This is a genomic window from Agrobacterium deltaense RV3 (genome assembly GCF_900013505.1).
Classification (GTDB): Bacteria; Pseudomonadota; Alphaproteobacteria; order Rhizobiales; family Rhizobiaceae; genus Agrobacterium; species Agrobacterium leguminum.
The window spans coordinates 1449511-1475807 of the sequence record NZ_LT009746.1 but is presented as its reverse complement, the minus strand read 5'-3'; the positions used below and the strand labels follow the sequence as shown (position 1 = coordinate 1475807).

General features: G+C 59.9%; 25 protein-coding genes and 1 pseudogene. 2 read left to right on the top strand and 24 right to left on the bottom strand.

What is annotated here, in order from left to right; all coding sequences use genetic code 11:
- Positions 1–15 precede the first annotated feature (15 nt).
- The 18 genes and pseudogenes from AGR7B_RS21150 to AGR7B_RS26490 form a co-directional block, all read right to left on the bottom strand.
- Entirely contained in the window at positions 16–348 is a 333-nt protein-coding gene (locus AGR7B_RS21150; protein WP_080857789.1) for a cytochrome C oxidase subunit IV family protein, read from the bottom strand.
- 14 nt (positions 349–362) lie between these two features.
- Positions 363–1088, bottom strand: a complete 726-nt coding sequence (locus AGR7B_RS21145) for a heme-copper oxidase subunit III family protein (protein ID WP_003521989.1) — start codon at positions 1086–1088, stop codon at positions 363–365.
- A gap of 12 nt (positions 1089–1100) precedes the next feature.
- Positions 1101–1805, bottom strand: coding sequence for a cytochrome c oxidase subunit 3 (locus AGR7B_RS21140; protein WP_080857788.1), 705 nt, complete (start codon positions 1803–1805; stop codon positions 1101–1103).
- Complete coding sequence (locus tag AGR7B_RS21135) at positions 1802–3580, bottom strand: cytochrome c oxidase subunit I (protein WP_080857787.1); 1779 nt, start codon at positions 3578–3580, stop codon at positions 1802–1804. The genes AGR7B_RS21140 and AGR7B_RS21135 overlap by 4 nt, the downstream gene beginning before the upstream one ends.
- Before the next feature lie 54 nt (positions 3581–3634).
- On the bottom strand, positions 3635–4450 hold the full coding sequence (locus tag AGR7B_RS21130) for a cytochrome c oxidase subunit II (RefSeq protein ID WP_080857786.1): 816 nt from the start codon (positions 4448–4450) through the stop codon (positions 3635–3637).
- 288 nt (positions 4451–4738) lie between these two features.
- Positions 4739–5554 (bottom strand): DUF2189 domain-containing protein, encoded by an 816-nt coding sequence (locus AGR7B_RS21125; protein WP_080857785.1) that lies wholly within the window; start codon positions 5552–5554, stop codon positions 4739–4741.
- 142 nt (positions 5555–5696) lie between these two features.
- Positions 5697–7142, bottom strand: a complete 1446-nt coding sequence (locus AGR7B_RS21120) for an FGGY family carbohydrate kinase (protein WP_080857784.1) — start codon at positions 7140–7142, stop codon at positions 5697–5699.
- A complete protein-coding gene (locus AGR7B_RS21115; RefSeq protein ID WP_080857783.1) occupies positions 7142–8362 on the bottom strand; it encodes an NAD(P)/FAD-dependent oxidoreductase in 1221 nt (406 codons plus the stop codon). Before AGR7B_RS21115 ends, AGR7B_RS21120 begins: the two co-directional genes overlap by 1 nt.
- Complete coding sequence (locus tag AGR7B_RS21110; RefSeq protein WP_080858197.1) at positions 8359–9756, bottom strand: NAD(P)/FAD-dependent oxidoreductase; 1398 nt, start codon at positions 9754–9756, stop codon at positions 8359–8361. The genes AGR7B_RS21115 and AGR7B_RS21110 overlap by 4 nt, the downstream gene beginning before the upstream one ends.
- A 144-nt stretch (positions 9757–9900) precedes the next feature.
- Positions 9901–10695 (bottom strand): ABC transporter permease, encoded by a 795-nt coding sequence (locus AGR7B_RS21105; protein ID WP_080857782.1) that lies wholly within the window; start codon positions 10693–10695, stop codon positions 9901–9903.
- Between the two features lie 12 nt (positions 10696–10707).
- The gene (locus tag AGR7B_RS21100; RefSeq protein ID WP_003521979.1) at positions 10708–11586 is read right to left on the bottom strand and encodes an ABC transporter permease; all 879 of its coding nucleotides are present in this window, start codon (positions 11584–11586) and stop codon (positions 10708–10710) included.
- Entirely contained in the window at positions 11583–12656 is a 1074-nt protein-coding gene (locus AGR7B_RS21095) for an ABC transporter ATP-binding protein (RefSeq protein WP_065654921.1), read from the bottom strand. Before AGR7B_RS21095 ends, AGR7B_RS21100 begins: the two co-directional genes overlap by 4 nt.
- A gap of 265 nt (positions 12657–12921) precedes the next feature.
- A complete protein-coding gene (locus tag AGR7B_RS21090) occupies positions 12922–13962 on the bottom strand; it encodes an ABC transporter substrate-binding protein (RefSeq protein WP_080857781.1) in 1041 nt (346 codons plus the stop codon).
- A gap of 62 nt (positions 13963–14024) precedes the next feature.
- The gene (locus tag AGR7B_RS21085) at positions 14025–14690 is read right to left on the bottom strand and encodes an RraA family protein (RefSeq protein ID WP_080857780.1); all 666 of its coding nucleotides are present in this window, start codon (positions 14688–14690) and stop codon (positions 14025–14027) included.
- A gap of 15 nt (positions 14691–14705) precedes the next feature.
- Positions 14706–15488, bottom strand: a complete 783-nt coding sequence (locus AGR7B_RS21080; RefSeq protein WP_059761162.1) for a carbon-nitrogen hydrolase family protein — start codon at positions 15486–15488, stop codon at positions 14706–14708.
- Between the two features lie 147 nt (positions 15489–15635).
- A complete protein-coding gene (locus AGR7B_RS21075; RefSeq protein ID WP_065654919.1) occupies positions 15636–16544 on the bottom strand; it encodes a LysR family transcriptional regulator in 909 nt (302 codons plus the stop codon).
- 186 nt (positions 16545–16730) lie between these two features.
- Positions 16731–17327 carry an NUDIX domain-containing protein gene (locus tag AGR7B_RS21070; protein ID WP_080858196.1) on the bottom strand — a complete coding sequence of 199 codons (597 nt, stop codon included), beginning with the start codon at positions 17325–17327 and terminating at the stop codon, positions 16731–16733.
- A gap of 28 nt (positions 17328–17355) precedes the next feature.
- A pseudogene (locus AGR7B_RS26490) lies at positions 17356–17522 on the bottom strand (phenazine biosynthesis protein PhzF); the annotation flags it as partial.
- A gap of 62 nt (positions 17523–17584) precedes the next feature.
- On the opposite strand from AGR7B_RS26490, the gene AGR7B_RS21060 reads away from it, so the two are divergent.
- Complete coding sequence (locus AGR7B_RS21060; protein WP_245317734.1) at positions 17585–17884, top strand: response regulator transcription factor; 300 nt, start codon at positions 17585–17587, stop codon at positions 17882–17884.
- Positions 17885–17937: 53 nt separating this feature from the next.
- Here AGR7B_RS21060 and AGR7B_RS21055 read toward each other — a convergent pair whose 3' ends face one another.
- The 4 genes from AGR7B_RS21055 to AGR7B_RS21040 form a co-directional block, all read right to left on the bottom strand.
- Positions 17938–18900, bottom strand: a complete 963-nt coding sequence (locus tag AGR7B_RS21055) for a hypothetical protein (protein ID WP_080857779.1) — start codon at positions 18898–18900, stop codon at positions 17938–17940.
- An 81-nt stretch (positions 18901–18981) separates the two neighbouring features.
- A complete protein-coding gene (locus tag AGR7B_RS21050; RefSeq protein ID WP_080857778.1) occupies positions 18982–20667 on the bottom strand; it encodes an ABC transporter permease in 1686 nt (561 codons plus the stop codon).
- Positions 20664–21761: an ABC transporter ATP-binding protein gene (locus AGR7B_RS21045; protein ID WP_236781219.1), complete on the bottom strand. Its 1098-nt coding sequence runs from the start codon at positions 21759–21761 to the stop codon at positions 20664–20666. Before AGR7B_RS21045 ends, AGR7B_RS21050 begins: the two co-directional genes overlap by 4 nt.
- A 103-nt stretch (positions 21762–21864) precedes the next feature.
- Positions 21865–22857 carry an ABC transporter substrate-binding protein gene (locus AGR7B_RS21040; RefSeq protein ID WP_080857777.1) on the bottom strand — a complete coding sequence of 331 codons (993 nt, stop codon included), beginning with the start codon at positions 22855–22857 and terminating at the stop codon, positions 21865–21867.
- A gap of 290 nt (positions 22858–23147) precedes the next feature.
- Here AGR7B_RS21040 and AGR7B_RS21035 point away from each other — a divergent pair, with 290 nt between their 5' ends.
- Positions 23148–24281: an ROK family transcriptional regulator gene (locus AGR7B_RS21035; protein ID WP_080857776.1), complete on the top strand. Its 1134-nt coding sequence runs from the start codon at positions 23148–23150 to the stop codon at positions 24279–24281.
- A 61-nt stretch (positions 24282–24342) separates the two neighbouring features.
- Here the strand turns inward: AGR7B_RS21035 and AGR7B_RS21030 are convergent, their stop codons facing one another.
- Positions 24343–25266, bottom strand: a complete 924-nt coding sequence (locus AGR7B_RS21030; RefSeq protein WP_080857775.1) for a dihydrodipicolinate synthase family protein — start codon at positions 25264–25266, stop codon at positions 24343–24345.
- A 101-nt stretch (positions 25267–25367) separates the two neighbouring features.
- The gene (locus AGR7B_RS21025) at positions 25368–26225 is read right to left on the bottom strand and encodes a LysR family transcriptional regulator (RefSeq protein ID WP_078052881.1); all 858 of its coding nucleotides are present in this window, start codon (positions 26223–26225) and stop codon (positions 25368–25370) included.
- Between the last annotated feature and the right edge of the window lie 72 nt (positions 26226–26297).

Here is a 26297-nt window from a genome sequence, read left to right as displayed (position 1 = left end):
AATCTTGCCTCTGTTCTAGGAACCCGCCCCCATGAAGGTCAGCCGGGTAAGAGCCGTATAGCTGGATTCCGAGGCCATCAGGGCTGCGAAGACGAGCACGAGAACCGGCGGAAGCAGGATGGCGTAGACCAGAACCAGCCGTTCCCAGGCCATATGCATGAAAATCGCCATGATCAGCCCCGCCTTCAGGATCATGAAGAGGATGATGAGAGACCATCTCGGATAACTCTGAATGCCAAGATAATCGACCATATAGGAGAAGGCGCTGAGGACGAAAAGCAGTCCCCAGACCACCATGTAAAGTCTTATCGGATGCTGCTGTCCCTGTTGTGACTGTTGCTGTGCCATAATGCCATCCTCACTCACCACAGATAGAAGAATGCGAAGATAAAGACCCACACCAGATCCACGAAGTGCCAGTAAAGCCCGGTTATCTCGACGATCTCGTATTGCCCCTTGCGGCTGGTGAAGAACCCCCGCCTTTCTTCATCGAAATCTCCCCGCCACACCTTGCGCGCGACGATGAGAAGAAACAGGACGCCGATGGACACATGGGTGCCGTGAAAGCCCGTGATCATGAAGAAAGCCGAACCGAACTGCGCCGCACCCCACGGGTTTTCCCAGGGGCGAACGCCCTCCGCGATCAGCTTGCTCCATTCGAATGCCTGCATTCCCACGAATGTCGCTCCAAGCGCTGCCGTCGCCACCATCAGCGCGGCGGTTTTGCGACGGTCGCGGCGATATGCGAAGTTGACGGCCATGGCCATCGTGCCGCTGCTGCTGATGAGAACAAAGGTCATGATGGCAATCAGGATCAGCGGAATGTGCCGGCCGGCAATCGTGAGCGCGAAAACCTCGCTCGGATTGGGCCAGGCCGCGGTGGCCGACATGCGCGCCGCCATATAGGCCAGCAGGAAACAGCCGAAAATGAAGATATCGCTCAGGATGAATATCCACATCATCGCCTTGCCCCAGGAGACGTTCTTGAACGCCCGCTGGTCCGATGACAGATCGGCGGCGACGCCGCGCAGTCCCGCCGGCCGCAGATGCGGATCACTTACCGGTCTTTCCTCCATGGATGCGGCCATGATCGACACTCCTCAGGTGACCAATTGACGGCAGAGATCGACGAAACTGTTCGCCCAACCGGCGAAAAGCGCAAAAAGGACCAGCCAGACGATCAGCATGAAATGCCAGTAGATGGCGCACAGCTCCACACTCAGGCGCATCCTTGCCGACAAGGGCTCGCTCCGGGCACGGATTGCGGTGCGTCCAAGCACGAAGAGCCCGCCCAATATATGCAGGCCGTGCAGGCCCGTGATCATGTAGAAGAAGCTGTTCGATGGGTTATCCGCCAGAACATAGCCTGCGGAGATGAGTTGCTGCCACGCCAGGAATTGACCGGCGACAAAGAAAACAGCCGTTGCAAAGGCTGTCACAAGAGCCGCGTTCAGCCTGTCGCGATGATCTGGACGGATTTCGGTTTTCGCCCATTGCAGCGCCAGACTGCTGGCGGCAAGCGTCGCAGTATTCACCCATAACAGTCTGGGGATCGGGATACCCCACCAGTCGGCGCCGCCCATGCGGCCGAGATAGGCGCTGATGAGCAAGGTGAACAACGCACCGACAACCGCCAGAAATATCCCAAGTCCGACTTTCGCAATCGTCGCCGACGATCCCTGCATCTGCTGCGCATCGCCTGCCAAACCGACTTCCAGCCAGGGCTTCGAGGCCAGCCGCTGCCGCGCCATCCACCAGCCGATGATGCCGGCGATCCCGGCCATGAAGACGAGGATGGCGCTCATGACACGGCTCTTTCGGAAGGCCCGGCAGCCGCCGGCTGGTTTTGCGGCAGGAAGTCCTCAGCCGCGCCGGGCACGCTGTAATCATACGGCCAGCGATAAACGACCGGCAGTTCCTTGCCCCAGTTGCCATGAACCGGCGGGGTCTGCGGCGTCTGCCATTCCAGTGTCGTGGCCCGCCACGGATTGCCGACCGCCTTTTTGCCCCAGCGCAGGCTCCACTCGAGATTGAACACGAATAGCAGTTGAGCCGCACCGACGATGAGCGCGGCCACGGTGATGAATATGTTCAACGTGTGCGCCGAATCTGGAATGAAGGCGGTTTCGCCCAGCTCGTAATAGCGGCGCGGCACGCCCATCAGCCCGAGATAATGCATCGGGAAGAAGATGGCATAGGCACCGAGAAAGGTGATCCAGAAATGGACGTGCCCCATCGCCTCGTTCAGCATCCGGCCCGTGACTTTCGGATACCAGTGGTGAATCGCACCGAAGATCACCATGATCGGCGCGACCCCCATCACCATATGAAAATGGGCGACCACAAACATCGTATCCGAAAGCGGCACATCGACGACGACATTGCCGAGGAAGAGACCCGTCAATCCGCCATTGATGAATGTGACGATGAAGGCGAGCGCAAACAGCATCGGCAGGGTGAGATGGATATCCCCGCGCCAGAGCGTCAGCACCCAGTTATAGACCTTGATCGCCGTCGGCACGGCGATGATCAGCGTCGTGGTTGCGAAAAAGAACCCGAAATTCGGGTTCATGCCGCTGACATACATATGATGCGCCCAGACGACGAAGCTCAGCGCCGCGATGATGACGATCGCCCAGACCATCATGCGGTAGCCGAAGATATTCTTGCGCGCATGGGTGCTGATCAGATCCGAGACGATGCCGAAGGCGGGAAGTGCGACGATATAGACTTCCGGATGGCCGAAGAACCAGAACAGGTGCTGGAACAGGATGGGACTGCCGCCCTCCTGCTTCAATTGTTCGCCCATCTCCACGATGGCCGGCATGAAGAAGCTCGTGCCGAGCAGCCGGTCGAACAGCATCATGACCGCGGCGACGAAGAGCGCCGGGAAAGCGAGCAGCGCCATGGCCGTCGCCGTGAATATGCCCCATATCGTCAATGGCATGCGCATCAGCGTCATGCCCCGCGTGCGTCCCTGCAACACGGTGACGACGTAATTCAGCCCGCCCAAAGTAAAGCCGATGATGAACAGGATCAGCGATGACAGCATCAGGATGATGCCCCAGTCGCGCCCGCCCGGCGTTCCCGAAAGAAGCGCCTGCGGCGGATAGAGCGTCCAGCCGGCGCCCGTCGGCCCGCCGGGTGCGAAGAAACCGGCCACCAGCACAAGGACGGCGGAAAGGTAGAGCCAGTAGCTCAGCATATTGGCATAGGGAAACACCATGTCGCGCGCGCCGAGCATCAGCGGGATCAGGTAGTTGCCGAAACCGCCGAGAAACAATGCAGTCAGCAGGTAGATCACCATGATCATGCCATGCATGGTGATGAACTGATAATAATGTTCCGCATCGATGAAGGAGAAATAGCCGGGAAAAGCGAGCTGCAGCCGCATCAGCCAGGAAAGCACCAGCGCCACCATGCCTATTGCGATGGCTGTCAGGAAATATTGAATGGCAATGATCTTGGCATCCTGGCTGAAGACATATTTCGTCCACCAGTTTTTCGGGTGATAAAGCTCGACGTCCTCGACTTCAGCGGGCTGAATGACCTGCCCGGCGCCGGATCCAATCTCGACCATGTTCCATCCTCCCTGTTCTCCCGATGCGGCCTTCCCTTCCAATCTGCACGGCGCTTATCTGGCCGCCGACGTTTCCGCCGAAGCCAGCAGTTTCGAGAAAGTCGGCTGCTGCTGCAGCCAGGCCTGATAATCGGTCTCGGTATCGACGACGACGGTACCGCGCATCTGCGGATGGCCCACACCGCACAGTTCCGCGCAGAGAACCTCGAAAGTTCCCGTCCGGGTCGGCGTAAACCAGTAATAGGTGACCGAGCCGGGGATCATGTCCATTTTGGCCCGGAACTCCGGCACATAGAAATCATGCACGACATCGACCGCGCGCAGCAGCATTTTCACCGGCCTGCCGGCGGGCAGATGCAACTCTCCGCCTTCAATGATGACGTCGTCCATTCCGGCGGGATCGTTCCTGTTCAGGCCGAGCGGATTGCCGGGTCCAATAGCGCGCGTATCCGCCCGCCCGAGCCGTCCGTCCGCTCCCGGCAGGCGGAAACTCCATTGCCATTGCTGACCGACGACTTCCACCTCGCTCGCACCGTCCGGTACGGTCACGAACTGGTTCCATACGAAGAGGCCCGGCAGAAGCATTGCAGCCACCCCAACCCCGGTTCCGCCCGCCAGCCACCATTCCAGGCGCTTGTTTTCGGGCTCGTATGCCGCCCGGTTTCCGGCGCGGTGCCGGAAGCGGAACACGCAATAGGCGACGAACAGCACAACGGCCGAGAAAACGAAGCCGGTGATCCAGAAAGTGATGATGATCGTATTGTCGATATAGCTCCAGTTCGAGGCTATCGGCGTCCACCACCACGGGCTTAGCAGGTGGAATACGATCGATCCCACCACCAGCAGAACGAGAATCACAACGACAGCCATCGTCTCCTCCCGTGACCCGGCCACGAACGCTTCACAACTCCATCGCGAGGTATATTAGAATTATCTCATAAATTGATCGGGCGAGCAATTATGGTAGCGCCTGCGGCAGGGTCCCCTTCCTGTACTACGGCCTCAATCAAGAAGGCACTCGCGGAAAGCAGACAGATCGGAAGAAACGATACCACATGGCATCCCCGCACTCTCCATGGTCATCCCAACCGCTGCGGCTTCCTCAGCGGGGCCGCAACGGCAGTAAGGATGATCTACGGATAGATTTCCTCTATGAATTCAGGGCGTACGGCGTGAATAATCGGACACGATCAGTTTCCGATAGAGGTGCCAGGTCGCGTGGCCGAGGATGGGCATGACGACCGCGAGGCCGATAAATACCGGGATCGTGCCGACGACGAGCAAGGCCGCGACGATCAATCCCCAAAGCGCCACCGGAACCGGGTTGGCAAGCGTGGCGCGGATGCTCGCATCCACCGCCGCAACTGCGCCGACATCCCGGTCGAGCAGCAGTGGGAACGCCACCACCGTTGTCGCCAGCACGACGACCGCGAAAACGAAGCCGGCCAGATTGCCCCAGACGATGAGGGAGAGACCTTGCGAGGTCGTCAATACGTCCGACAGAAAGGTGGAGAGGGAAACCGGACCGGTCGCATCGAAAGTCGCAGTGTAGATGCTCTGCGCAACAATCAACCAGACGACGAAAAGCACGAAAAGCATGACGGCGACCGCGATGATCGACGGCAGGGCCGGAGAGTGCCGAACCTCCAGTGCGTGCCGCCAGGAGCTATCCAACCCCTGCTCGCGTCGTCGACTGATTTCATAAAGCCCGATGGCCGCGATCGGACCAATCAGTGCAAAACCCGACATCAGCGGATAAATAACCGGCAGCAGATTGGCGCCGGAACTCCACATCACCAGAAAAACACCGGCGATCGGATACATAAGACAGAGAAAAACATAGTGGGACGGCTTTTCTTTAAAGTCCTCAAGTCCCAGCTTCAACGCATCCACAATATCCGGGATGCCAATCTTGCGGACTTCCGGGCGGGCAAATTCGCCACTCGCACCGGCCATGACATGGAATGCCGTCATAGCACTTCTCCTCCTGCGCCATGATCCGGCTGGCGGTACAGGAACGCTCGGTGACCTCTATCGACGCGTCAAACCGCAACCGGCTGTTTTGTAATTTATCAAATTCTGTCGCCTTTGTCGCCTGTTCTTTAAATTGGAGAAATCAGATGCCCGCTGCCGGCATGGTCGACAGAACCGCACTCGTGCAGGTTTGGGATCGTTGCCAGCTCCGTGCACTGTCTATGGCGCGTGCGAAGCGAGCATGGTCTTTGGCATCGACCGATCCGTCGGGCGCGAATATCTCGGCATCGCCTCGTAGGGCCGCGACATCGACGCCGCACAGTTCCGCCAGGCCGAGCGCCGTCAACTCGCGCATGGCGGGCACGCAGATGGTTCGACCGCTGGCGGCAGCCAGAAAGCGGGCGAAATAGCGGCTGTTCGACAAGCCGCCATCGATGGAGATCGTATCGCCTATGGGGGCGACCGCCGATGCCGCCTCGATCAACCGCGCCGTCAGCAGGGCAATGCCTTCCAGCACGGCGCGCACCATGTCACGCCGCTCGGTCGCGTGGTCCATGCCGATGAACAAAGGCACCGCCTGCCTGTCCCAATAGGGCGCGGCAAGGCCCGAAAGGGCGGGCACGAAGACAAGGCCGCGGCGAATGGCCGATGGTCCCTCGAAACCGTCGAGTTCGGCATTTTCAGCATAGAGGCCGATCTTTTTCGCCCATTCGAGCGCCGCGCCGGCATCATAGATCCCGCCTTCGATGGCGAAAACCACAGGCGCCCCCTGCATTTGCCAGCCAATGGTCGGCAGAAGCTCTCCCGTCAACGGCCGCCCGTTACCGGCAACGGCGAGTAGAAAGGCCCCGGTTCCGAAGGTTGTCTTGCAATCGCCGGCTTTGCGGCAGCCATGCCCATAAAGCGCTGCCTGCTGATCGACGATGGAAACGCGGATGGGCGTTCCGTCAACCGCGCCGAAGCCACCATCGACAGGGCCGATTGTGGGCAGGCAATCCAGCGGCACGCCGTGAAGCGCGCAGAGTTCCGGGCTCCAGTCTCCGGTTGAAAGATCGAGCAGACCCGTGCGCGACGCCGTTGCAAGGTCGGTGCGGAAACAGCCCGTCAGCCGGTCCAGAAAAAAAGCATCGGTGGTGCCCAGCCGCAAACGGCCTGCGGCGCGTGCCTGTGCCACCGCTGGATTGTGCCTGACCAGCCAGGCCAGTTTACTGGCCGAAAAATAGGGATCGAGCGGCAGCCCGCAAATCGCTTTCGAACGATCCGTTGCCGAAGGCGGCAGGGCGGAGAGCGCTTCGGCGGTGCGGGCATCCTGCCAGACGATGACCGGCGACAGCGCCTCGCCGCTCACGGCATCCCACGCCAGGCAACTCTCGCCCTGATTGGCGATGGCGATGGCATCCACCGGCCCGGCGGCAGCCAGCACTGCGCGGATATTGCCCAGCAGTTCATCCGGATCATGTTCCACATGGCCGGCGGCCGGATAAAATTGTGCGTGACGCCGGCTGGCCACGACCTCCGCCGTGCCGCCATCGCTCACCACAAGGCACCGGGTCGATGTCGTTCCCTGATCGATTGCGGCAATGCGCATCAATTGGTCTCCTGAAAGTGAAAAGCAATCCGCCCCGCTTCAAACGCAGCGCCGGGAATGGGCACCAACACACGGCGTTCAGGACGCCAACGGCCGGTCTTGCTCCACACGTCCGTCCCGTCGAGATGCAGCGAAAGCCGGCCTTGAACGGGTCTGGTGAAACGAAGCTGAAAATCGCGAAATGCGGGTCTGTCGAGCCCACTCGGCCGCAACATGGCGGGAACCGCCAGCTTGAGCGGATCGGCGAAGGTGACGGGCACTCCCGGCGCGCCGCATGGTTCCCGGGCGAGATCGTCGGCCACCGCCGCGCCAACCCGACGCCCTTCGCGAAACGCCCAGCCGCCCGTTTCCACGGCTCGCAAGACATTCCCGCCGGCGAAGAATATCGGGTTGGGCATCCGTCCGTCCTGATCGATCAGCGGCCCGGCACTGCCTGCCGCAACATCCACGGCGGATGCATTGAGAAGCGCTGCTTCCGGCGTGAAGCGCCCGGTGAGCAGAACACCGTCGCATTGGACCGTCATGATGCGACCATCCGCCAGACGGATATCGGCCTCCTCCACCCGGCCGCGTCCGCGAATATCCGTAAGTACCGCGCCACAATGAAAGGGCACCTCGGCCAGTCGGGGAAACCATTGAAAAGGCGACCGCGCCAGCGGATGCGGTTCCGGCTCGATCATCGCCACCGGCCGGGCGCGATGCGTCAGGCAGGTTAGAAGCGCGGAAAAGGAAACCAGTTCCGAACCGACGATGAGCGGCCGACGAAAGGGCATGATGCCGTGAAAGGCGACATAGGATTGCAGCGTGCCGGTGGTGACCACACCCACCGGCCGGTCGCCGGGCAGAAGACGCGCGGAGCGTGGTTTTTCCCGCGCGCCGGTCGCAAGCACGATACGCCGGGCCTTCAGCGTCTCGACGCCGCGCGCCGACGTCACGAGCAGCGCGCCATCCTGCCCGAGTTCCACCACGGAATGACCGGTGCGGATATCGACACCCGCATCCTGCGCCTGCCGCTGCAGGCGTTGCGCATAGGCCGGGCCGAAATAGACGCGTCCGAATTCACGCATGCCGAAGGGCGAATGCAGGCAATGCCGGGTTGCGCCACCAAGGGCCGGCTCACGCTCGAGGATCATCACGCGGGCGATACCGCGCGCTTTCAGCTCCAGCGCCGCCGACACACCTGCCGGGCCGCCGCCGACCACGATGACATCCGCACTCATCGGTCGCCTCCCTCGTGAACGGCAAGCGGGATCGCCAGGCGGTCGCCCGTCATCGCGGCCAGCCGGGCGTTGCAATAAAAGCCCTGACAGCGACCCATGCCGGCGCGGGTGCGGCGCCGCAGCCCACCGAAATCGCCCGGCGGCACCGGGCTTAAAAAGGTCGCCTCAATCTCGCGCCGCGTGACGAGTTCGCAATGACAGACGATTTCGCCGTGATCGGCACGCTGCCAGTCCCGCTCGCAGGTTTCCGTCAGGTTGGGCATCGTCACCTCGGGAGCGGAGGGCGGTGAGACAAAATGCGTGCCGAAACCTTCGTGAAGCCTCAGCGCATGTTGCGCCAGACCGAGGGCGGCGCTGAGGCCCGTGGAGCGAATGCCGCCGAGCGTGGTCGCCCGCCGGTCCGGCCGGGCGGAAATGCGGTAATGCTTCTTTTCAGACGCCGGTCGCAGACCGGCATAAACGGCGGTTACGGAAACGGAAGCAAGCGCCGGAACGATCTCCGCGCCGCGTTCCAGCAGTGCTTCCAACGTCGCCGTCTCGACCGTCGCGCGCTCCCGGTCTTCCTGCTCTTCCGCCGTCGGGCCGACGAGAACATTACCGAAGGCGGTGGGGCACACCACGATGCCCTTGGTGATTTCGGTCGGAACCGGCAGGACGATGCGCGGCACATGCCGGCGGGCGGCCTTGTCCAGCACCACGAACTGCCCCTTGCGGGGCTTGATGGCGAAGTCGGGCGAAAGCCCCAGACGCGCATCGACGATATCGCCGAACAGCCCGGCGGCATTGACGATGCTTGCGGCAAGGATAACGCCGGCCGTCGTCTCGATCCGCCACGCGCCGTCGAACGCACCGGACAGGACTTCCGCGTTGCGCACCAGCTGCGCGCCGAGCGCCACCGCCTGCGTAAGATAGCCAAGCGGTGCGGACCAAGGATCGATGATATGTTCGCCCGGAACGTCGAGCGCGGCGACAAGGCGGTCGGACAGGCCCGGCATCGCTTCGCGAGCCTGCACGGCCGTAAGGAACTCAAGCCCGGCAATGCCGTTGCGCCGCCCCTGATCCGCAATCGCCTGCAGTTTTTCCGCCTCGTCCGGGTTCCAGGCGCAGACCAGCGCGCCTGTTTCGACGAGGCTGAGGCCCATCTGCCCGTGAATGGAGAGATATTCCTCCCGGCCGGCCTTCACCAGTTCCAGTTCCAGACTGCCTTCCGGCGCATCGAAACCGGTATGGAGGATGGCGCTATTGGCCTTGGAGGCGCCGGAGAGGATATCGGGGCCTTTTTCGATGACCACCACCTTCGCACCGGCCAGCGCGAAACGGCGGGCGACCGCGCAACCGACCACACCGGCGCCGATGACGGCGACATCAAATTCCGTGGAGGGGGTTTCAGCCATGGCCTTCCCTTTGCCTTCGTCTTTCAAAGCGAAATCAGCAGGCGCGACGGATCGCGCCGATGCAGCAGCAGCGTTCATAAACGGGAGTGAAATTCGCGCCTGTGCCAGTAGGGGCAGCCAGCGCCAGCCGGCAGCCCCACGACTTTATTTCACGAAAGTTTTGGTCAAGCCCGCCGTGCGGTCGACGATGAGGACGACGGCAAGGGTGAGCACGATCAAGAGAACGGAAATGGCCGCAACGAGCGGATCGGCCTGCGTTTCCACATGCTGATACATGGCGACGGGAAGCGTGGTGATGCGCGGGCCGGTGAGGAACAGCGAAATTACCGCTTCATCGAACGACACCAGAAAGGAAAGTGCCGCCGTCGCCACGACACCCGGCGCGATCATCGGCATGGTCACGCGTCGGAAGACCGTGAGCGGCGATGCCCCGAGTGTCGAAGCAGCCTCCTCGAAAATCAGCGGCAGGCCGGCAAGCGAGGTGGTGAGAACACGCAGCGCATAGGGCAGCACGATGATGAGATGGGCGATCACCAGACCGGTGAAGGTGCCGAGCAGGCCGGCACCGGCAAAGACGATCAGGATCGCGAGGCCGAGAACGATGGTGGGCAGAAGCAGCGGCGCGGTGAAGAAGGCGAGAAGCGCATCCGCCCCGATCACCCGCATGCGCACGATGGCATAGGAGGCCGGCAGCGCGATCAGCATGGAGAGCGCAGTGACGATGATGGCGAGAAGGGTGCTGGTGCCCAGCGCTCCCATCATCTTGGAATTATGCATGAGATCGACATACCAGCGCAGGCTCCAGCCGGAGGGCGGAAAGGTCATGTAGCTGTCGGCCGAAAATGAGATCGGCACGACGAGAACCACGGGCGCCAGCAGGAAAAGGAACATGATGAAGGCGACGATTTTCAGCGCCAGCGGAGCGGGACGTTCTTCCATCTTCGATCTCCTTTAAAGAATGGCCCGCAGAAGCCGGGAATAGAGCACCAGGGCAGCGCCGAAAATAACGAGAATGATCATCGACAGGGTCGCGGCGAGCGGCCAGTTGAGCGTCACGATGGCCTGATCGTAGATTTCCGTCGCGAGAAGGAAGACGCGCCCGCCGCCAAGCAGCTTGGGGGTAATGAACGAACTGACGGCGAGAACGAAGGAAAGCAGGCAACCGAGCGCGACGCCGGGCATGGTGAGCGGCACGATGATCCGCCAGAAGACCTTCCACGGCGATGCGCCGAGCGTTTCCGCCGCCTCTTCGACACGCGGATCGAGCCTGCCGAAACCGGCAAGCAGCGCCAGGATCATATAGGGCATCAGGATTTCGGTTAGCCCGATGACGACGCCGACCTTGTTGAACAGCAACCGCACGCCGCTTTCGGCACCGAGCGCTAAGAGGATGTTGTTGATGAGGCCGTCATCGGCAAGGATCGCGATCCAGCCATAGGTGCGCACCACGGCCGATGTGAGCAACGGCGAAATGACGAGCACCAGCAGCAGCGTCTTCCAGCGGCCCTGCGCCCGGTGAAGATAAAGCGCGATGGGATAGGAGGCGATGAGTGTGAGAACCGTGATCAGAAGACTGGTCAGGATGCTCTGGCCGATCAGTTCAATATAAAAACCGTCGGTCAGGGTGGACGACCAGTTGTCGAGCGTGTGGGCTTCGCCAAGACCGCCGCCGCCAAGGCTTTCACGGAAGGAAAGCAGGAGCAGGTTGAACACGGGCATGACGAAGGCCAGCCCATTGACCGCAATGATCGGCCCGAGAAGAAGCGTTGCTAGAAACACCATGGAGGATGTGCGGCTGCCGGGAGCCGTGATCATGACCGCCGCTGTCATTGGCCTGCTCCGAAGACCAGCGTGTCCTCCACCCGCCAGACTAGGCTGACCGCGCTGCCCGCCGCCACAGGTGTTTCCCCGCCGGAAGTCGCGCGCTCCACCGACAATGTCTGTCCGCCCGCAGCGATCTCGTAGTGAAGGATATCGCCTGCATAATAGACATCGCGAACCTCACCGGCGATGCGATTGACCGGCGCTCCCTCGAAATCGGGTGCGGCGTCACCGGCAACCGTCATGGCCATACGGTGCGGCCGTACCATAAGGTCGATCTTGCCACTGTGCGAGCCGGGCGCACGCAACACCGCATCCCCGACCGTGATGTGATCGCCGACCGCGTTTCCGACCAGCCTGTTGGTGCGGCCGACGAAAGAGGCGACGAAAGCCGTTGCCGGGCGCTCGTAAAGATCATGCGGCGTACCGAGCTGTTCCAGACGCCCGCCATTGAGCACGGCAACCTTGTCGCACATGCTGAGCGCCTCCACCTGATCATGGGTGACGAAGATGGAGGTGATGCCGAGCTGTTTCTGGATGCGGCGGATTTCAGAGCGCATCTCGTCGCGCAGCTTGGCGTCGAGATTGGAAAGAGGCTCATCGAACAAGAGAATGGAGGGCTGGATGACCAGTGCACGCGCCAGTGCGACGCGCTGCTGCTGGCCACCGGAAAGCTGGGCGGGCCGGCGATCCTCGCGCCCTTCCAGCCGCACCATGGCAATCGCTTCGCGCGCACGCCGTTCCGCTTCGGCAGCCGGCACCTTGCGCATTTCAAGACCGAACATGACGTTCTTGAGAACCGTCATATGCGGGAAAAGCGCGTAGCTCTGAAAAACGAGGCCAATATCGCGCTTGTAGGGCGCAAGCTGCGTCACATCCTTGCCGTCGATCAGGATCGAACCCGACGTCACGGGGGCAAGGCCGGCAATCATGCGCAGCGATGTCGACTTGCCGCAGCCGGACGGACCGAGGAAGGCAACCAGTTCGCCCTTGGGAATCTCGAGATTGAGATTATCCACGGCGACCATGGTTTCGTAGCGCTTGGTCAATGAACGAATCGAGAGAAATCCTGGCTGCATGATGTCTGAAGTTCCCATTCTGGCTTTTTGCCTTTCTCCAGAACATGTCCCATCCCGGCGGGGTCGCGGACATGCCCTGTCCCTTGATCTATGCAATCGCGGCGGAAATTCACCTGCACTCTGCGCGGCGCTTTCCCCAAGCAGGCCTTCGGGCCACCCACCCCTCCATCGATCCCAACACCGACGGAGGAAATGAGCCGTTTCCGCATCCGCCCGAAGGGGATGCGGAAGACTTGCCATTTTTCACGACAGAGACGCGAAAGCCTTAGCGGCTGAGCGGGATGACCTTGCGGCGCCAGTCCTGCGTGATCTGGTCACGAACCTTCGAGAGGCCGATCCAGTCGACCGGGATAACCTTGTCCATCGCCTTGACGACCGTGCGATCGCTGACATCGGGAGCCACCGTGGCCTTGGCGTTGGTCGGCGCATAATACATGGCGGCGGTGAAGGCGGCCTGGGCTTCCGGGCTCAGCGCGTAATCGATGAACTTGCGGGCCGCCTCGGACGACGGGCCGCCCTTGACGAGATTGAGCGTGTTGATCTGCAGGATCGTGCCTTCCTTCGGAAGAACGACCTTCATCTTGCCCTTGGAACCATCGGCATTCACCTGGCTGCGGGCGTTCCAGCCCACGCCCAGCGACACCTGACCGTTGACGACAGTCGGATAGACTTCCGGCTTCGGTTCCCAGGTCTGGACGTTCGGCGCGACTTCAGCCATGGCATTGATGCCGGCGTCGATATTCTTGATGAAATCGGTGCCGCCATTCATATGGTCCATGATGATGGTCGTGCCGATACCGACGATGTCAGGAGCGCTCAACATGGCGATCTTGCCCTTGAAGGCGCTGTCTTTCAGGGCATTCCAGCTGTTCGGCGCGGTCTTGATTGCATCGGTGTTATAGATGAGAACGAGGTTGTCGAAGGTCACGCCGACACCGGCGACGCCCTCGAAGCGGGCGTTCGGATAGAGGTCGGCAACGTTCTTGGTAACGCTTTCATCGACCTTGTCGAACAGGCCTTCATCCGTGCCGGTCTTGGCGACGGAGACGTCCATCAGCGCGATATCGGATTGCGGAGCAGCTTTCTGGGCGCGCAGCGAGCCGAGCATGGCGGCGGAACCCTGCTGCGGGAAATAGTCGACCTTTATATCCGGGTTGGCGGCCATGAAAGGCTCGATGACGGCCTTGGTGTAACGCTCCTGGAAAAGGCCGCTATAGCCGAGGAACGTCACGGTCTGCTGGGCGTGCGCCGGCATGGCGGCCGCGCCCAGCATGAGAATCCCACTCAGAAGTATCGATTTCTTCATTGTCCTGTTCTCCTCTATTGTTATTGGGAGTGGCGAACGGATCCGCCACCCGAAAGATTGTGTCAGGCGCTGAGCTTCGCCTGGACGAATTTGTTGGCGCCGGAAATATCCGGCAGCTTCTCGCCGTTGCGCAGGCGTTCCAAAAGCACGATCTCGGCTTCCTGCATGCCGATGGCGCGTTCCGCCATGGCGCGGGCCTGGCTCGGATGAAGGGCGACAACGCCGCTTTCGTCGCACAGGATCGCATCGCCCGGATTGATCATCTGGCCGCCGACGCTGATCGGAACGTTGATCGCGCCTTCCAGACCAAGGATCTTGGTGGTGATCGGCGACGGGCCGCGGCACCACATGGGCATGTCGACCTTGGTGAACTCCGAGAAATCGGTCGCCGGGCCATCGACGACACCGGCTTTGACGCCGGCCATCTTCATGGTGTTGGTGATGACGCCGCCCCAGCAGGCGTGACGCGTATCACCACAACGGTCGATGAGAACGATATCGCCCGGACGCACGAGTTGCGTCAGGTAGTGGAGCATGGTCGAATCCGCATTCGGGATGCGCAGCGTGACGGCGGTGCCCGCCATGCGCTTGCCCGGAAGAACGGCCCGGATTTCAGGATCGACGAAACCGGAATGAAGCACATGTCCGATCGTTGCGACTTCGACCTTTTCAAGAAGCTCGATGATGTCGGCGCCGATCTGTTCCGGCATGGGGTTGACGATAAACATTTGGTCTTTCTCCGATCAGAGAACGTGGTGGTTCGCCACCGGCACGTTGGCGCGCACCTTGGCCGAATAGTCGAAGTCGAGAGCGGCGCCGGCAGTTCCAACGGTGTCGGAGCATTGCGCGACGATGTGACCCCACGGATCGATGACCATGGAATGACCCCAGCAGGCCTTCTTGCCGCCCGCATGGGTGCCGATCTGGCCGACAGCGAGGAAATAGGTCTGGGTTTCGACAGCGCGGGCGCGGGCCAGCACTTCCCAATGGTCCTTGCCGGTCATCAGCGTGAAGGCGGCCGGCAGAACGATGACATCTGCACCCTTGTCCCGCAGGGCGCGGAACAGTTCAGGGAAGCGGATGTCGTAGCAGATGCCGCAGCCGACCGTCCTGTCGCCAACCTTGTAGGTCACGACCTCTTCGCCACGGGCAACGGAATCGGATTCGCGGTAGCTGATGCCGTTCGGCGTATCGACGTCGAACAGGTGAATTTTACGGTAACGGGCGATCTGTTTGCCGTCCGGGCCGAAAACGAGCGTCGAATTGTAAAAGCGGTTGCCTTCCTTCTCGACGATGGAACCGGCATGCAGCGTGATCGCGTGCTTTCTGGCCAGATCCGAAAGCAGCGAGTAAATCTCGCCGCCGGGGAATTCTTCCCCGCTCTCATGCATTTCCTGAGGATTATCTCCAAGAAATGCGAAGTATTCCGGAAGAACAACAAGATCAGGACTATCCGCCTTGACTGCCTTCTCAATTAAATCGGCAGCAACCTTGAGGTTTTCTGCCTTGTCGTTCTGGGTATTCATTTGAACAAGTGAGACTTTCACGTTGCTCTCCTCTCATGTTGCGAGGAGAATTAAGAACGGGAACTGTTTTCCTGACAAACGGAAAAACTCTATCGAAACCCATAAGGTAAGCTTATAGATTAATCATTTTGCGTTGCAGCATAAAATTTAAGCTGCGACCGTCATCCATTGCGTGGTGGTTTCACTGACGATTTCCGTCGCCATGTCGGCAATGGCACGGGCAAGCGCATTGTCGCCGCGCTCCTGATAAACCGTGTGGAAGGTAAGAGGCGGCACCGCCGGCGTGATGTCGAGAATACGCGCTTCGCCCGATTTGATGATGCCGTCCACCAAAACGCGCGGCAAGGCGCCCACCCCGACAGCCGTGGCCACAAGGCGCGTCATGATCGACAGCGAATTGGAATTGTAGATGCGGCTATCGGACAGTCCGTGGGAATCGAGAAGCGCCCGCAACGCCTGATGCGGCTGTGAGCCGGTCGAGAAGGTAAGCAGCGGAAAATGCGCTATATCTTCAAGCGTCACACCGGTTTCCGGCAGCGGCAGCTCGACGGCGCCGACCCAACAGGATTCGAAGGTGCAGAGCGGTGAGTTATAGATATCCGCAGCCATGATCGGCCCCATGATGAAACCGACATCCACCTCGCCGTTCTGAATGCGCTGCGAGAGTTTCAGGCTGGTATCGATGGTCAGATCGAGGCTAACACCGGGATATTGTTCGTTCACGCGGCGGATGAGCAGCGGCAGCCAAGCATAGACGATCGTATCGGCGGCACCGATCCGCACCGTACCCCTCAGCGCCTCCCGGTTACTGACGATCTGCCGGAACTCGCCGGTGAGATTGACGATCTTTTCGGCATGTTGCAGCGCCAGACGACCCGCGGGCGTGAGGTTGACGCAGCGCACATCGCGCGTGAACAGCACGACACCAAGCTCCCGCTCCAAAGCGGCAATCCGGTTGGACACCGATGCTTGCGTTGTGTGCAAACGTTCCGCGGCTGCCGAAAAGCTGCTCAATCGGGCAGCCCAGAGAAAAGTTTCGAGGAATCGCGTATTCATGGGCTCAATCTTCTCGCATGGCTCCGCGATCCAGCTCCAAGTCTCTGGCTTCGTCTTGCCCTTGGCCTTTGTGGTTCAAGGGGCAGTATGTCCGATGCGCGCGCCCATAGGCAAGCGATCAAAGCCGGCGCCTCCCTTTCTCAAGGGATTGCGCCGGCCTCCCTGAATGGAGGCATTGGATGGGGATCAGCGTGCCGTGATCTTTTCCTGCAAGAGCCGGATGGCGAGATGCTGGATCAGAATGATCGTCTTGGCATCGCGAATATCGCCGCGGCCGATCATCCGCATCGCCTCGGGCAAGGCGATTTCCAGCACGTCGATGTCTTCGCCCTCGTCCGCTGAACCGCCACCTGCCCCGACCTTATGTTTCTCGGCATATTCGCCGTAGAAAAAGGCGAGATATTCCGTGACCGATCCGGGGCTCATATAGATATCGAACAGATGCGTAAGTTCGGAAACCTCATAACCGGTTTCCTCGATCAGTTCCGCACGCATGCGCGTCGCCGGTTCAGCGCCTTCCAGCAGCCCCGCCGGTGTCTCGATCAGCGATTCCAGACCGCCATTCAAAAGCACCGGCAACCGGAACTGGCGGGTCAGCAGCACATTGTCGCTTGCCGGATTGTACAAAAGGCATGTCGCGCCGTTGCCGCGATCATATGCCTCCCGGGTCTGCCGTTGCCAGCTTCCGTCCCTCAGCTGAAGTTCATACTCATACTTGGTCAGCCGTCCCCAATCATCCGCCAATACGCGTTCGGAAATGGGGCGGTAAACACTGCTAGTCATCAAATTCACCTCGTTTTCGTCTGTCTTTTCAAAGGCCATGCAACCGGCCTTCGACATGCGTGCGCGTTTCGCCGCCAACCCATATCTGGCCGGCATCGTCGCGGGTCAGATAAATGCGGCCGTGGCGGCCAGGCACGTTCCCTGCGCCACGGCATAGTCTTCGTCAACCACACCCTTCGCGAAAAGCCATTGCGCCGGCACTATCTTGCCACCACATTGTGCGCCGTTTCGGGCTGAAGATATTTAGCCCGAACGCGATGGAATTCATAAGCCGCATCGTCGGACACGGCCTTGGCCGCCAGCCACGCATGGTGATGCCGCTGGGCGGTAATGACGACGGCGCAACACATTCCGCCGGACTGCTGAGCGGGCGGGAAACCACCGTTTTGAAACTTCTCTCCGAAGGCCGCAGCAACAAGGAAATGGCCCGCGATCTCGGCCTTTCCGAAGCGACCGTGAAATTCCACCTGAAGAACATCTATGCGAAGCTTGGCGTCAGCCGGCGCGGCATGGCTGTCTCCGTCAGCAAACACTTCAAGCTGACCGACCGCGAATGACGCCGAAATCGATATGCGATGTCGGCCGGCTCACATGAGGTTCGTAGACTGGACTACCCTTGAACCAGGTTGAGGCAAATGACGGTCCTGTCATCGCTGAATTCCGCCGTTGTCGAACCTTTGACGGACGGATACTCACGCAGCTTGTGAAAATCCGCCGCCTCGACACGCGCGAATTCCGCTTCCCAGGCCGCAACATCCGTCCCCGTTGGCAGTGACAAATAGCCGTCGGAGAATATTTCAATGCTCGAGAGCCCGTCTTTGGCGATACGGACGTCAACCGTCCCCTCCTGCATGACGGTTCCGCCATTCACAGAGGCGTAACCCAGTACATGCCCATGCCTGTTTGCGAATTGCGGCTGGACACGGATTCCACCCATCAGGAATTCCTCGACCGTTTCAATGTCGTTCTCAAGGCCGCTCATCCCGGCCGCGGCAATAACAACATTTTCCGCATCCCGCGCCGTCATGATACCGTTTGCGACAGCCGAACGCAGGCCTGAGAAGATCGTCGCGCGCGTGCGCGCCTCGGCCGCGTCGCCATCGCCGATGGCGGCGAGAAGCTGTTTGAACACGAATATGCGCGCCGACGTGCTGACCGTGTCGATCAGCTTGGTGTTCTGGATCAGACGCGTGCCGTTGATCCTGACGCCGGAATCGCCGGCAAGCAGCAGGCGGAAGCTGTCGCCCATATCCGCCACGATCGCCAATGTGGTTGATGGCGGATGGCCGGCATTGATGCGCTGCGCCTCCTTTTTCAGGATATCGCTGATATTCTGAAAAAGCGCGGACGCGGCGAGCGTTTCCAGCCTGCCGTCAAGGCTCATCTCAGCCACGGCATTAGCGGCGGCAAGGGCCGCGATGCGGCCGGAACTCAGCCCATCATAACTTGCTCCGGTCGGGTCGGTCGCGCCGTCGAAAACGGCCAGAACCCGTCCGGGAATGAGAAGCGCCACATCGTCCCCCGGCTTTGCGGCGTTCTTGTATTTCGATTGCGAAAAGCTCGCGATATTCATCTTTCTGGTGTCCTTGCAGAGGGAGGCTGGCGGCGACACATGGGTCGCCGCTGCTGTAGTTTTGAATGATATTTGATGGCTTCAGACGAAAGAGGCTTCCTTGTCTTCCGAAAGCCGGAAGACGACGAAGACGCAAAGTCCGGTGCTGACGAGAAGCAGCGTCGAAAGTGCGGCTGCCGTGCCGAACTCGCCGTCAATCACCTGAATATAGATCAGGACCGGCATCGTAATCGTCCGCGCCGTATAGAGGATCAGCGTCGAGGACAATTCGTTGATGGCGGTGATGAAGCTCATCAAGGAACCGATGATGAGCCCCGGCAACATCAGCGGCACCGTCACCGATATGAACGTCTTTGCCGGCGAAGCGCCGAGATTGACCGCGGCCTCCTCGATGGAAGGCTTGATCTGCCGCAGGATCGAGGTGGTGGAGCGGACGCCGTAAGGCAGGCGGCGGATAAACACCAGCAGGATGATGATCAATGCCGTGCCGGTAATGTCGAAAGGCGGATAACGGAACGTCGTGACGTAACCGATCGCCATGACGACACCGGGTATCAGATAGGGCACCATCAATAGAAGATCGAGCGAGCCTGATACTGCATTGTCTCGCCTGACAACGATGAAAGAGAGCAGGCCGGAAACGATGGCGATCAACACCACCGCGGCAAGCGCAAAGGTGAAGCTGTTGGCAATCGCCTGCGGTGAATCGCGGAGAATGCGGGCATAGCTGTCCAACCCGAAACCGCCGGTGAAAACGGGACCGTTCGTTGCGAGGAACGATGTGTAGATGACCGTGAGAGACGGCAGCATGGCAACAAAGACGACCAGATAGCAGAAACCGTGCACGATAAACGATTTCAGCGGGCGCATGGAGCGCTTTACCGGCCGGTTCGTCAATGAGCTGGCATAACGGCGCTTGGCGAGAATCTGCCGCTGCAAGAGAAGTGCGGCCATGGAAATCGCAATCATCACCATGGAAATCGTGACTGCCATGGTCGGCGTGCCGGCCATTTCGGAGGTGTATTGCGCATAGGCGATGGTCGAGAGCGTCCTGATGCCCTTGCCGAGGATTGCCGGCGTTCCGAAGTCTGCGATCGACAATACGAAGCAGATGATCGCGCCGGTGCTGACTGCCGGAAAGACCAGCGGCAAGGTGATCTTGCGGAACCGTTGGAACGCCGTGCAGCCGAGGTTTTCCGCCGCATCCTCATAGGATTTGTTGATGGTGTTCAGCGCATTTTCCGTCATCAGGAAGATATAGGGAAAGAACTTCAGGCTGAAGACCATCACGATGCCGGGTATCCCATAAATCGTCGGCAATGAAATACCGGCGAAAGACAGGAGATTGGTAACCGCGCCGTTGGCGCCGAACAGCATGATCCAGGCATAGGCGCCGATGAAGGGCGGTGCGCACAGAACCAGCACAGCGAAAGTCGCAATGAAGGTGCGGCCCTTTATGCGGTAACGCGAGGTGCAGAAGGCAAGCGGAATACCGAGCAGGCAGGCCCCCAACATGCCGAGCACGCCGATGGCAAGCGTGTTCCACAATGCCACGGTATAAAAACGCCGCGTCAGCACTTGAACATAGTTGCCGAAACCGAAATCACCCGTCTTGGCGTCGAAGAAGCTGATGAAGAACACGCTGAAAATGGGCAGGATCAAAAAGATCGCCAATATGACAACGGCAAATGCCGTCACGCTGGTCCAGAAGCCTGGCAGTCTCAGGCGGAAGCCGCCCGTCGTTGCGGTCGCGGTCATATCCGTCATGACAGGCGCTCCCCGGTAACGCCCTCACCGAAGAGCTTGGTATCGCCCGCAGACCAGGAGAAAACCGTTTTCTGGCCGGGCTGAAGGGCGATGATATCGGGCGACGGCTTGGTGATCGCCTCGATTTCCTCTCCCGACGACAGTACCGCGGCAACATTCATCTCGCGACCGGTGAAGCTGACCTGCCTTATGGTGACAGGCAGTTCGATGCGGCGTTCATCTTCGGTCGCGGGCGAGCCAACGGTAATCGCTTCGGGACGGATGGCGGCAACGACCGTTCGTTGCGGCGCAATGGCGTCGACCTGCGGTAGCGCCACCACGTGCCCGGAAATGGAGGTCTGTCCGCCCGAACGATCCAGCGTCAGGAAATTGTTCGCACCCACGAAGGAGGCGACGAAACGGTTGGCGGGATTGTTATAAACCTCCCAGGGTGCAGCTGCCTGCTGGATGACGCCGCCATACATCACACAGACCAGATCGGACATGGCAAGCGCCTCCTCCTGATCGTGGGTCACATAAACCGTGGTAATGTTCATGGCCTGCTGGATTTCGCGCAGCTCGCGCCGCAGGTCCACGCGCAGTTTCGCATCGAGGTTGGATAATGGCTCATCCATCAACAGCACTTTCGGATTGATGACGAGCGCTCGCGCCAGACCGACGCGCTGCTGCTGACCGCCGGATAATTCATGCGGCATGCGCTTGGCGTAGGGAGCGAGCTGCACGATATCGAGAATCTTGCCGACGCGTTCGCGAATCTCGGTGGAAGATGCCTTGCGCTGCTTCAAACCGAAGGCGATGTTGTCGAATACGGAAATATGCGGAAAGACCGCATAATCCTGAAAAACCATACCGACATCGCGCTTGTGCGCAGGCACATGTTCGATCGCCTGTCTTTCGATACTGATGCTGCCGCTATCCTGCTGGTGAAACCCGGCAATCGTGCGCAGGAGGGTCGTCTTGCCGCATCCGCTCGGACCGAGAAGCGTAAAGAACGAACCCGAGGGGATGGAGATATTGATGTCGGAAAGGGCAACGACATCCCGGTAACTCTTTTTTATGCTGGTAATTTCCACGGCGGCCATGTGCTGCTCCATGACAAATCCTGCACGGCCCGTGACCACGCTGGACAAAACGAAAAGCGAATTGTGAACGGGATAAAGGGGGGCGGCCGCTTCTGCGCCGTCCCCGGCAATTATCTTATTGAACGTCGAGCAATGTCTCGTTCCACTTTTCCATCAGGCGCGCGCGATTGTCCGCAGCCCACTTGAAATCGTATTTCGCGTCTGGAACATCGGAAAGCGGAACGAGTGCCGGATTGGCGGGAACATCGGTTCGAACCGAGCGACGACCCGCCTTCACGACGACTTCCTGCGCTTCCTTGGAGACGATGAAATCGATGAAGGCCTTGCCATTGTCGGCATTCGGCGCTCCCTTGACGAGTGCCATGCCGTCAGGCGCAATTGCCGTACCCTCTTTCGGATAAACGATTTCGACCGGCGCGCTGCCGAGCTTGTAGCGCAGCGCGGCATCTTCCAGCGTAATGCCAACGGCCTGCTCGCCATCGTTGACGAAACGCGGCACCGCGCCTGAAGAGGTGGAAAGAACCGAGTTGCCGAGGATGCCGGTATAAATTTCCCAGCCTTTTTCCTCGCTGTCGAAATCCTGCAATACCGTTGCCATCTGAATATAGGCCGAGCCGGACTGATCGGCGCGGGCCGACGAAATCAGGCCCTTATATTCCGGCTTTGCAAGATCGGCCCAGGAGGTCGGAACAGGAGCGCCTTTCAGGGCTTCCTTATTGACGATAAAGGCCGTGACGACAGCCGTGAAAGGCACCCAGTTCGCGCTCGGTGAAAAGGCAGGGTTGATCGATGCAGCCTCAACCGGCTTGTATGGCTCGAAAAGGTCGGCGGAGAAATCGATAACCGTCCCGTCGACGCTCCAGATCACATCGCCCGCCGCCTTGCCGCTCTCCGCCTTGATGCGGTTCATCAGCTCGCCGGACCCGGCTTTGACAAGCTCGACCTTGGTGCCGGTTTTCTTTTCGAACATGGGCAGCAACTCGTCCATAAGCTGCTGCGGGGCGGCGGAATAGACCACGACGGTACCTTCCGCATGAGCGAAAGCCGCGCTGGCAAGGAAAGTGGCGCCGGCAAAAAGGCGCGCGAAAATAGTGCATGATTGACGCATAAGGGGGCTCCGTTTTTTTGTTCCCTGACAGACCGGCCCTGCGACATGATTTCTTTTTGATTTTGCCGTCGCCACCCGCTGTCCGCTATTTATTTTCTTTATGTAAATTAATTAGTCAAGCCGAAATTTATTTCGAATATGACAATAAAATATCATATTGAAAAAACACATTATTTCCTGATTTTTACTTACAGCCACCCAATTTCAATGGCGGGATTTCCGGCGAAACGCGGTGTACAATCGCGTAATTTTCGCTAATCATCCGGCATAATTTCTCGCGGGAGACTTTTTTGATCGATCTCGGCTACAATGAGCGGCGTCTGCTCGAGATTTTGCGCGGCAAGGGAGGTATGTCGCGCATCGAACTGGCGCGGGAGATGGATGTTTCCGCACCCACGCTGACCCGCCTGACGGCCAATCTCCTGGAATCCGGCCTCATCCTCGAGGCGGAGGAGGCACGCAATGACGGTAAACGGGGGAAACCCTCCACCGCCATTGAGATCAATCCGAACGGGCTTTTCACGCTGGGGGTCTACTTCAATCCAGACGATCTGCGGGTCTGCGTGGCCGATCTCAACGGCACGATAAGGCAGGAAATCAGATTGGAACTGGAAGGGCACAGTTTCGAGCATATTATGGAGATGGCCGAGGCATCCGCCCGGCAAGCGCTTGAAAAAGCGAAGATAAGGAAGAAAGATGTGCTGGGCTGCGGCATCAGCTTTCCCGGCCATTTCAAGCGGGATCGCGGCCATGTCTTCCGCATCAAGCAGTTCGAAAGCTGGCGCGATATCGACGTCGAAAAGGACTTCCAGCCCTATTTCGATTTCCCGGTCTTTCACGAAAATGACGGCAACACCGTCATTCTTTCCGAACTCTATTATGGTGCAGGCCGCAATATTCGCAATTTCGCGATGATCTGGCTGACATACGGCATCGGTGGCGCCCTGGTGGTGCAGCGCCATCTCTACCGCGGCACCAATGGCAATGCCGGCGAGTTCGGCGGGCTGTTTCCGAAATCCCATCCCCGCCCCTCGGGGCAGGACCTCTGCGACACTCTGGCTGCTCAAGGCGTCGGCATTCGGCGCCTGAAGGACATTGACGAAAGTTATTCCGATCATCCCGCCGTGGTGTCGTGGCTGGAGCGGGCAACGGATCAGCTTCGCCTGCTTTCACTGACGGTCGCCCGCACGATGGATCCGGCAGCCATCATTTTCGGTGGATCGCTGCCGGACTGGATTCTCGAGCATATCGTGGGGCGTATCGGTTCTCTGGAAATACTCGGCGAAGATTTTTTCGTCGAGCCGCCGGAAATACGCAAATCGATCATGAGCGACTTGCCTCATCTGGGCGCCGCCAGCATACCGATCTACCGCGCCACCACGCCCAGCTATTATTCCGGGCGGGCGCTGAAAGGCTGGGCATGACATGCCATGGTCGCCAGAACTCTTTCCCCATTGGCCTCCCTGTTGATGACAGGGGAAGCCGCTATCTGGATATGCGCCGCCGGAATTCCTCCGTACCCTGCATGATCTTGTCCAGAAGAGCCTCTATCGCCCAGAAACGCTCCTGAATATCGAACGTCACCGCGCGGCTTTCGATGTCGCTTATGGTGCCGAGGCGCTGGTGATAGAGCTTCGCCAGTTTGGGATAGCCCATGGGCTCCGCCATGGCGGCGAGCGCCAGATAGACCGACAGCTCGTCAGCCAGTTCCGGTTGCCGGCCGGCTTCCGTCAGCAGCCATTTGTAGAGATCGGGATGGAAATTGGTGAAGACCCCGGTGAAACCGCGCGATCCCGCTTTCATGGCGTCGAATGCAATTGCCGCATTGGCGTTGACGATGGCGAGCGGCGTATTCGCGGTGAGCGCTACACGCCGCTTGACCGTTTCAAGATCACAGGAGACATCCTTCAGGATAACGAAACGACCGCTATTGGCGCAGAAGGAAATTTCGGCATCGGTCATGAGACGGCGATAGGGCGCCGGGCATTCGTAGAGACCAAGCGGCAGGTCGGAAGGCAGACGCTCGAGAAGCCAGCCGAGATCGTCGAGAAACTTCGAGTTGCCCTCCTGCCGGGCATCGAGCCGGTTGGTGACAAGCACCATGCCGTCAACGCCCGTCTGCGCGATGGCATTGAGCTCTTTCTGCTGATCCTCAAGCGTCTCGCTGATATGGCCCGAGGCAATGACGGGAATGCGGCCGGCTGCGGCCTTCTTAACAAAAGCAGCCAGTTCCACGCGCTCCTCGAGGCTGAGGAACATCATCTCGGAAGACTGGCAAACGGCAAACAGCGCGTCCGATCCATTGGCGATGTACCATTCCACGAGATTGGCGACGCCCTCGAAATCTATCTTGTCGCCCCTGAAGGGGGTGATCATCACGGGAATGATGCCTTCGATACGCTTGGTCATTGTTTTCGTCCTGTCAAACATATGTGGTTCCGGCATTCCGATGCGGAAGCCTTGCCGGCGTGGATCAGAGTTGTCGAAGATGAAATTCGAAAATAGGCCATTCAGGCTCGTGGGGACTGAAATGCCCGCGTGATCCGTCGCAGCACCGCGTTCGCGTGATCGCCGGTAACCGCGGAAATCATCACCACGTCCAGTTTCGAAAGCTGTGGGAGCAGGCCTTCCCTCACCTCCCGCAGACCGGCGGGCGCTACACTTCGCGCCAGCAGTGCGACGCCGATCCCGGCTTCGGCAGCCGCTCCCACCGCCGTTGCCCCGGTTCCGACGAACACCTCACGCCAGGCGATGTCTGCCGCCTCCAGCGCCCGAAGGGCCATGGCTCGCAAATTGCAGGGCTCCGGTTGAAGCACCAGCGGCACCGGCAGGTTGGAAGGCAGATCGAAATCCGCGCTGCAGTACCAGCCGAAACTTTCCTGAAACAGCAACTCGCCATCGCGTCGGATATCGTCATGCCGCAACACGACGATCGCATCGAGCGCGCCGGCATCGTAGAGCTCAAGCAGGGTCCTGGTGCCGGCGGTGCGCAAATGAAGCGTAACGCTCGTCTCACGCTCGCTGATCACCCGGAGTATCCGGGGCAAATCGGCCCCGATCAAATGATGCGTGAAACCGATTGCGAGGCGGGTCGGCTCCTGCCCAAAGACATCGAGCGCACGCCGGCCGGCCGCAACATAAGCCCGCGCGGGCTCCAGAAAGCGTTCGCCGGCCGCCGTCAAACGCACGCGACGCGGCGTCCGTTCGACGAGACGATGCCCCAGCATGTCCTCAAGCCGGCGCAGGCGCAGCGATATCGCAGCCTGTGACGTGTTCATCACGCCTGCAACCCGTGTGAAAGACTGCAATTCGGCAACGAGAAGAAAAGCCTCGACGGCCTCGGGATCCAATGAGCGCATGTTTTGCATAACAAGCTGTTATCGCTGAAATGCGCAAGCCCCTAATTCTATCGGGTTCTCGCGAGCGCTATTGCACGAAAA